We start from the raw sequence: 7317 nt of genomic DNA on the forward strand, positions 1-7317 counted from the left end.
CTTTGAAATTGAACAAGCTTCGGGGTATTCGCCTTTGCTCAGAATAAAGTGTGAGTGGGTTTATCTGAATCAATATCAAATCCTCTCTTATAGCCATGCCTTATATATATATGTTCAAAAGCCGTCTTTTGCAAGAAATAAACTACATAATTTCTCCAATCACTAGGGTCTCTTTTAGCTTCATTCGTTTCAGACTCAAACAATCTAAATATATCTTGCTTCATTCCCATATCATCAAATATAATCCAATTTGTTATCAAAAAATCACAAAATGCTCTAAAGCCACAGCAACAAGAGACCTCATTGATTTATTAGAAGCTGGTGTTTTCATTAAACGACCAGGAGAAGGTAGAAGCACAAGTTATGACTTGAATCTTTGATTGATAAGGTTCTCAATGTGGTTATAGAGGGTCAGTCCTGCCCCTTTCAAAAAAGCAAGTTCTCAACAGCCTTGCGAATATCATCCTGCTTCACTAGAGACTCTCCTACAAGAAAAGCCTTAACACCCATATTATGCAAGATCAAAATATCTTGCTTAGTATGAATCCCTGACTCAGTGACAAGTGTGACTCCACCAAGGTCGTACTTGAATTTGCTAATCAATTTTGAACTAGTGTCCAAGCTCACTTCAAAACTAGTAAGGTCTCTATTATTGATACCAATCAAATCATGATTAAGTTTGATTGCTCGAAGCATCTCTGCTTCAGTGTGAACCTCAAGCAAAACATCCATACTAAATTCATTAGCTATATAACGGAAGTCTTCAATCTCAGAATCATCAAGCACAGCAGCAATCAAAAGAATCGCATCAGCACCCATCAAACGAGCCATTGCAATCTGTCTTGGATCAACAATAAACTCTTTGCACAAACATGGAATAGCAACTTCAGAAGAAGCTATTATCAAATTCTCATAACTACCTTGAAAATACTTTGAGTCTGTCAGCACAGAAAGACAATGTGCTCCGCCATCTTCATATGCCTTGGCAATCTTGGCAGCGTCAAAGTCGGGCTTGATGATACCTTTGCTTGGGCTTGCTTTTTTAACTTCCGCAATCAAAGCCGGACCCTCAGCCTCTCGAATTGCTTTTGCAAAACCACGTGTTGCAGGCATTGAATTATCAGAACTCAAATCAAAGATTCTATCTTCCAATTCATCAAACTCTTCAAGTTTGGTGACTTCTTGGCGTTTGTTTTCAACTATTTCTTCAAGGATGGTCATCTATTTCAATTATAGTATAGATCGTGTACCACAAGAAGCTCCGCAGGCTAGGAGCGTGTAACCCAGCCCATATTTATTAACTGAGATCTTTATATTTAGTAATTTGGGCTGGGTGTATAACACGCTCCACTATTAATCAAAGTCAGTTACCATGCGGAGCGAAGTGAAGTTGGTAACTGACTTTCTGAGCATTTTAGAAGCTTCAGATGCAAGGTTTGCGAAGCTACAAGGAGGCTAAGTTGGCTGAGCCGCCAATGATGACTACTTGTAGCGAGCGTAACGCAACAGGTGGAGCTTATAAAGTGCTCAGAATCATACCAGCTGCAACTGTATCATTACTCACTTCATCAATCAAAATGAAACTACCAGTATTGCGGTTCTCTTTATAACTATCAGCAGCAATTGGTTTTAAGACCTTAAAACTTACATTAGCAATATCATTCAAACCTAGTTCAGTGGCAGCTAGTTTGTCGTAGTTATTGATATCCAGTTTGTAATTAATTTCAGTTGCCATTGCTTTGACTTTGTTACTAGTATGTTTGAGTATATATTTCTTGCGTGGCTCAAATTTGGTTTCAGACATCCAACAAAGATTGGCATTAAATTCTTTCATGAGAGGACTAGCGTCATCTACTTTGGAAAGCATATCACCGCGACTTGTATCAATCTCATCTTCAAGTACGAGAGTGACTGACTGCCTTGCAATAGCAGTGTCAAGATTGTCCTTGTAACTAGTAATTGCTTTGACTCTAGATTTCATCCCTGAGGGTTGACTAATTAACTCGTCACCAACTTGAACTACTCCACTCGATATTTGCCCCGCAAAACCTCTATAGTCACGCGCTTCAGCAGAATCATTTCTAATTACATACTGCACAGGCATTCTAAATTTTTTGTGTGTAAGTGTTGATTGAACATCAACTCCTTCAAGCACCTCAAGAATTGTAGGACCTGTGTACCAAGGCATAGCGGTACCAGCGTTAACAACATTGGTCCCCTTCAATGCAGAGATCGGCACAAAATTGAAATTAGCATCAGCCACATCTAGTTTCAAAACAAGATCTTTAAAATCATCAACGATATTATTGAAGACATCTTGAGAGTAATCAACCAAATCCATCTTATTAACAGCAATCAAAAAATTAGGAATTCCCAGCAAACTCGATATCAAAGTATGACGACGACTCTGATCAATAATACCTTTGCGAGCATCAATCAAAATGATAGTAAGATGTGCAGTAGAAGCGCCAGTCACCATGTTACGGGTGTATTGTTCATGTCCTGGTGTGTCAGCAATAATGAACTTACGCTTGGGGGTGTTGAAATATCTATAAGCAACATCAATAGTGATGCCTTGCTCACGCTCAGCAGCTAAGCCATCAGTGAGCAAAGCAAAATCAATTCCTTCATCACTCTCGAAGCCTTTTTTACCGCTGGTCTTTTGTACTGCAGCTAATTGATCTTCAAAGATTCCTTTAGAGTCATAAAGTAATCTACCGATGAGAGTTGATTTACCATCATCAACACTACCTACAGTAGTAAAACGTAATATATCAAAATCTTCCATTAAAAATACCCATCTTTCTTCTTGTCTTCCATGCTGGAATCCGAACCCAAGTCTATGACTCGGTTCTCGCGCTCTGACTTGCGAGCCAATTTCGACTCTTCGATAATGCCATCAATATCAGTTACATCTGATTCAACGGCACCGGTGCAAGGCATACAACCAAGTGAACGGAAACGAGTGTTCTTAATCAAAACTTCTTCGCCTTCCTTCGGACTAGTATAAGGACTTGATCTATCAATCGGAATCATCACTCCATTGCGCATTACCACTTCCCGTTTTTGTGCGTAATAAATTGGCACAATCGGAATCTCTTCAGCTTTGATGTATTCCCAAATATCAACTTCCGTCCAGTTGGACAGCGGGAAGACTCTAATAGACTCACCTTCATTGATTTCAGAGTTGTATAAATTCCAAAGCTCAGGTCGTTGATTTTTTGGATCCCATTGCCCGAACTCGTCACGAATAGAATAAACTCTTTCTTTGGCACGTGATTTTTCTTCCTCTCGGCGCGCTCCACCAAAGGCAGCATCAAAACCATGCTTCTCTAAACCAGCCAGCAAGCCACCTGTCTTAAGAGCGGCACAACACTTGTCGGTGCCATACTTAAAGGGGTTCATGTCATTTGCCATCGCTTCTTCATTTTTGTGAATGATGAGCTTAGCCCCCATGCTTTTAATAAATTCATCTCTAAACGTGTACATCTCAGGAAACTTGTATCCGGTATCTACATGCATCAAAGGGAAAGGCAGTACCGCAGGATAAAATGCCTTGCGCGCCAGGTGTAGCATCACGCTTGAATCCTTACCCACCGAATAGAGCATGACAGGATTCTTGAATTCGGCAGCAACTTCACGAATAATATGAATAGACTCTGCTTCCAGTTGTCTGAGGTGGTTTAATTTCAGTTCTTCTTTCACAATGCTCATTTGGGGTTGAGCCCAATTTTAACATCTGTATAGCTGTTTTCGTCTAGATTCTCGCAAATATTAGCAATAGTTTTCTTTAGATTAATGATATTGATGTCTTTATAGATCTCTGGAGCCTCTGAGAGATTGGCTTTGGCTCTAGCCCATACTTTTTGAACTCCAATAAACCGACCTTGCTCTAATAAATGCATCAAAGCAGCTATCTGAATCAAGCCTTGAGTCCAGCTTTTCTCTGGTTCTTCAAGTCCTATCCAGATTTGCTCCAAGTGCTCATGAGCATCGAAGTATTGCTTATCATTGAATAGTCTGACGAATTCTTTCACAATGAAATCGTATCACATGTCATAATTAATCTATGTCCCAAAAGAGCATACTAATCTATGACGCAGATTGTGGCTTCTGCCAAAACGGTGTTGATAAATTAAAATCAATCATTGGAGAAAGTGTTGATTATCTACCAAGAGCCGAGCTTAAAGACGGAGACTATGGAATTAGTTCTCAAAATTCTATAAAGGCGATTCAATTTATTGTTTTTGAAAATGATACTTACCAGGTCTACTCTGCAGCCCAAGCCGTATTTAGAGCCGTCGCAAGTAAGCTAGGTTTCTTTCTTTGGTGCTACAAATATATTCCTGGATTTGCTTGGGTCTCAGAGAAGATCTACACTTGGGTTGCAGCGAATCGTAATACCTCTTGCAAAATCTAATATCAGATGTACTATAGACTTGTTGCAAAAGGTTCAAGAGCAAGGCTTGCGAGCCCGCAGGGTTTACCCGAAGTTTGTTCTAACAAATGAGGGCGAGCGTAACGCAGCTATTGGAGCTTTGGCGACAAGTCTATTATGCATTCAGTTTTAGCTTCAAACCTAAGCCCCAAAGAAAAATACTTCTATCTAATCGGCGGCATTGGACCTCGTCCGATTGCTTTTGTCTCCACTATCTCAAGAGATGGAATACCCAACCTCGCACCCTTTTCATTCTTTAATGCCTTTAGCTCAAATCCACCTGTAGTAGTGTTCTCTCCAGCTCGCACAGCGAATCCTGATAAACCATTCAAAGATACTTACACCAATTTAGTAGAGACTAAGGAGTGCGTGGTGCAAATGGTTAACTATGAGATGCGCGAGAAGATGAAACTCTGCGCCCAAGATCTTGATGCTGATATTAATGAGTTTGATATCTCTGGGCTCACACAAATCCCTTCTGATATTGTCAAAGCACCGCGCGTCAAAGAATCACCGTTTCAAATGGAATGCAAATTACTAGAGATGAAACAATTGGGCGACCAACCCGGTGCTGGCAACCTGGCTATTTGTGAAGTACTCAAGTTTCATGTTGATGAGAGTGTTTTTAAACCAGGCACAGAGAGAATCGACCCGCAAGCAATTGACCTGATCGGGCGCAATGGCGAGCATTACTATACTAGAGCGAGCGGTGATGCGATTTTTGAGATGAAGTAAATTATTCTTCAACTAGCGTCACCAACTGAATACTAATACCATTAGCCAGCTTCGGCAAAGCTAAGCCGGTCTCGCCAAGACTCAAGCCAAATGAAGCAAGATGATCAGTAATAAACTGCACTGAATCTTCTTCAAGTAATTGATTCAATAAATTAGGACTAATCGCAAGAATATCTCCAGTGATAAATTCACTAGAGTCAGTGCTTGCTTGATCAATCTCCACACTTGAATCAACTAAACTAGATGCATAAGCTTGTGAACTAGTATCAAGTTTGTTTGGAAGATAATCTGAATGAATCAAACTAGTTTCATAGCTTTGAAAACCCACTTGTTCAGTTTGATTCGGGTTCAAACCAAATTCAATACTGGAATTAATTTGCGAACCATCAGTCAAACTACTAAAATATTCTTGCACCAAAGCAAGTCTTGCATTTTTGAGTTCAAGACTAAGCGGCTGATCATCCCAAGCTTGAATACTTGCAATTAAAGAATTGCGCAGATCTGACAAAAAGGCATTGGTGATTTTATTTACTCTATTAGTAGTAGCCAAAGTGACGGTGTCTAAATCTCCAACTATTTGAGTCTGATTATGAAAAGTTTGCAAACTTGCAAAGCTATTAAATGTAAGAAAACTCACAGAGATTGCAGCAGTTATAATTAATATAAGAAATCCAAACATGGGCTTATTGTGGTCGTGGTTAATATGATAGCAGATAGCTGTGCGTTTTATCTAGTGTGGGGTGGTTCATACTCAAGCTGAGCTATTATAAGGATTATGGCAATTGTTTTATTGAAATTAGCGGCATTCACAGCACTTTGTTATTACTTTTCCAAAGCCTGCTTTAATAACTGCGGATTAAACAAGGATAATTATTTCAGTCAAGACTTTATTCTTAATACAGTAACTGGCATCTGCAGCCACTTATTACTTACACACCTGCTTTCGTATATCACTCAGAATGTCACCACTAGTATTTATTTGAGTTTGTCGATTCTTGTTAGCACGAGCGTGGTTTTGACTATCAAAAACAAAATAGCTTGGACAAAGATATTTAATCAAGTTGATCTATTTGATCTTGGCTGTATTGGCATAAGCGGGCTACTTGCAAGCTTCTATAAAATCAGATACGAACTCTTTGGAGATTCAGCTCGTTTTCATCTTGCCTTAGTCGGCAGTATATCTAACAACAATATCTACCCACCAGTCTATCCATCTAACCATGACTTGCCTATGCCTTTCTATCACTATGGTTTAGATTTCTCTTTGACCAATTTAAAAACCATAACAGGCTTGAGCACAATCGAGATCTTTCCAATCCATACAGGTTTCACTTGTTTTCTTGGTTTAGTAGCTGTTTTTGTATTTTTTAGATACTTTATTAAATCACCGATTTATTCATTTTTAGCAACATTTTTCTACCTCACGATTTCTCATACTTCAATTGAATTTTTAACAAGAGAAATTTTCAATATTACTAGTCCAGATTTCATCAAATCTTGGAAGAGTACTCTAGGACTCTATGGTGCTTCAGGGTTGGGAGATGGACGTGGTGGATTATATTTCATGCTTAGTTTCACATTTCTACTAATCATAATCTCCGTAGTTTCTGGATTGCAGACAAGCTCTAGGATGAAACTAATAAATCTAATTCCAATTACAGCAATATCTTTCATGCTATTCATGTTTAAAAATGCTCTCTGGAGTATGACCTTTGCGGCTACTTTAATTAGCCTCACATTAATACTTATCAATAAAGTGTTTATCAATAAAGAAAAAACTTTTCGATTCATTATCAATTCAGCAATCTTAGTAATTAGTGTTTACTTAGGTAAAATTCTATCTTTCAGTAATCCGCTCAGTATGGGTTTTAATGGGATAGATCCTGTAACTTGGGCACCTTCACTTAAGTGGGTAATGCATAGCTTTGGTTATTTAAGTTACTTCTATGATAATGAATACATGAACAATGTCGCAACAGTAACAGATTTAAGCCAAGCTGCTCAAAGACCATTAAATCTATTTTTCTCGACTCTGAGTATGCGCAAATTTGGGTATGTCTTTATTCCAGCGATATTGCTATTTATTTATCAAGTATCTCAAAAACAGATAAACAAAAGTAGTTTAATTTTTTTCATTACTTGTG

General features: G+C 38.6%; 9 protein-coding genes. 4 read left to right on the forward strand and 5 right to left on the reverse strand.

Annotation, left to right across the window (positions count from 1 at the left end):
• The first annotated feature begins 110 nt into the window (after positions 1-110).
• The gene (locus O3C63_08970; GenBank protein MDA0773059.1) at positions 111-380 is read left to right on the forward strand and encodes a hypothetical protein; all 270 of its coding nucleotides are present in this window, start codon (positions 111-113) and stop codon (positions 378-380) included.
• Positions 381-426: 46 nt separating this feature from the next.
• On the opposite strand, the gene trpC is transcribed toward O3C63_08970, so the two are convergent.
• The 4 genes from trpC to O3C63_08990 all read right to left on the reverse strand — a co-directional run bounded on the left by trpC (position 427) and on the right by O3C63_08990 (position 4037).
• Positions 427-1221, reverse strand: coding sequence for an indole-3-glycerol phosphate synthase TrpC (gene trpC / locus O3C63_08975; GenBank protein ID MDA0773060.1), 795 nt, complete (start codon positions 1219-1221; stop codon positions 427-429).
• A 295-nt stretch (positions 1222-1516) separates the two neighbouring features.
• Positions 1517-2788 (reverse strand): sulfate adenylyltransferase subunit CysN, encoded by a 1272-nt coding sequence (gene cysN / locus O3C63_08980; protein MDA0773061.1) that lies wholly within the window; start codon positions 2786-2788, stop codon positions 1517-1519.
• The gene (gene cysD / locus O3C63_08985) at positions 2788-3714 is read right to left on the reverse strand and encodes a sulfate adenylyltransferase subunit CysD (protein ID MDA0773062.1); all 927 of its coding nucleotides are present in this window, start codon (positions 3712-3714) and stop codon (positions 2788-2790) included. Before cysD ends, cysN begins: the two co-directional genes overlap by 1 nt.
• Positions 3711-4037, reverse strand: coding sequence for a DUF309 domain-containing protein (locus O3C63_08990; protein MDA0773063.1), 327 nt, complete (start codon positions 4035-4037; stop codon positions 3711-3713). Before O3C63_08990 ends, cysD begins: the two co-directional genes overlap by 4 nt.
• A gap of 32 nt (positions 4038-4069) precedes the next feature.
• On the opposite strand from O3C63_08990, the gene O3C63_08995 reads away from it, so the two are divergent.
• Both O3C63_08995 and O3C63_09000 read left to right on the forward strand, forming a co-directional pair.
• Positions 4070-4420, forward strand: coding sequence for a DCC1-like thiol-disulfide oxidoreductase family protein (locus tag O3C63_08995; protein MDA0773064.1), 351 nt, complete (start codon positions 4070-4072; stop codon positions 4418-4420).
• 135 nt (positions 4421-4555) lie between these two features.
• Entirely contained in the window at positions 4556-5173 is a 618-nt protein-coding gene (locus O3C63_09000; protein MDA0773065.1) for a flavin reductase family protein, read from the forward strand.
• A 1-nt stretch (position 5174) separates the two neighbouring features.
• Here the strand turns inward: O3C63_09000 and O3C63_09005 are convergent, their stop codons facing one another.
• On the reverse strand, positions 5175-5852 hold the full coding sequence (locus tag O3C63_09005; GenBank protein MDA0773066.1) for a hypothetical protein: 678 nt from the start codon (positions 5850-5852) through the stop codon (positions 5175-5177).
• Between the two features lie 96 nt (positions 5853-5948).
• Here O3C63_09005 and O3C63_09010 point away from each other — a divergent pair.
• Positions 5949-7317, forward strand: a 1369-nt coding sequence (locus O3C63_09010) for a hypothetical protein (GenBank protein MDA0773067.1), incomplete at its 3' end; no start/stop codon positions are given.

The sequence above is a fragment of the Cyanobacteriota bacterium genome (assembly GCA_027618255.1).
In the GTDB taxonomy this organism is placed as follows: domain Bacteria; phylum Cyanobacteriota; class Vampirovibrionia; order LMEP-6097; family LMEP-6097; genus JABHOV01.